A 290-nucleotide genomic window follows, 5' to 3' on the forward strand; every position below is an offset into this window, starting at 1 on the left:
GGTCGCGGGCGGCCGGATGGCCCTGCGCGCCCTTGGCGCCGACCCCGCCGACGACCCCGCCTGGAGCGCGCCGCTGCCGCCGGGCAAACACAGTCACCTCGACCTTGCGGCGGATGAAGTGCCCGAGGGCACCTACCGGCTGGAGGTCGACGACCAGCCACTGTGCGACCTGATCCTGTCGGACGAACCGCCCGCGCGGCTCTACGGGCTGGTGACGGTGCCGCTGGCGGGTGCCACGCCGGTGGGGCCACGGGAGACACCCAGAACCCTGACCGTGCGGTTCCGGGCCC

Annotated in this window: 1 protein-coding gene; it reads left to right on the forward strand. The window is 74.8% G+C overall.

Annotation, left to right across the window (positions count from 1 at the left end):
• Positions 1-290, forward strand: a 290-nt coding sequence (locus H2O73_RS23855) for a hypothetical protein (protein ID WP_182110781.1), incomplete at both ends; no start/stop codon positions are given.

This window comes from Vibrio marinisediminis (assembly GCF_014050145.1).
Lineage (GTDB): Bacteria > Pseudomonadota > Gammaproteobacteria > Enterobacterales > Vibrionaceae > Vibrio > Vibrio marinisediminis.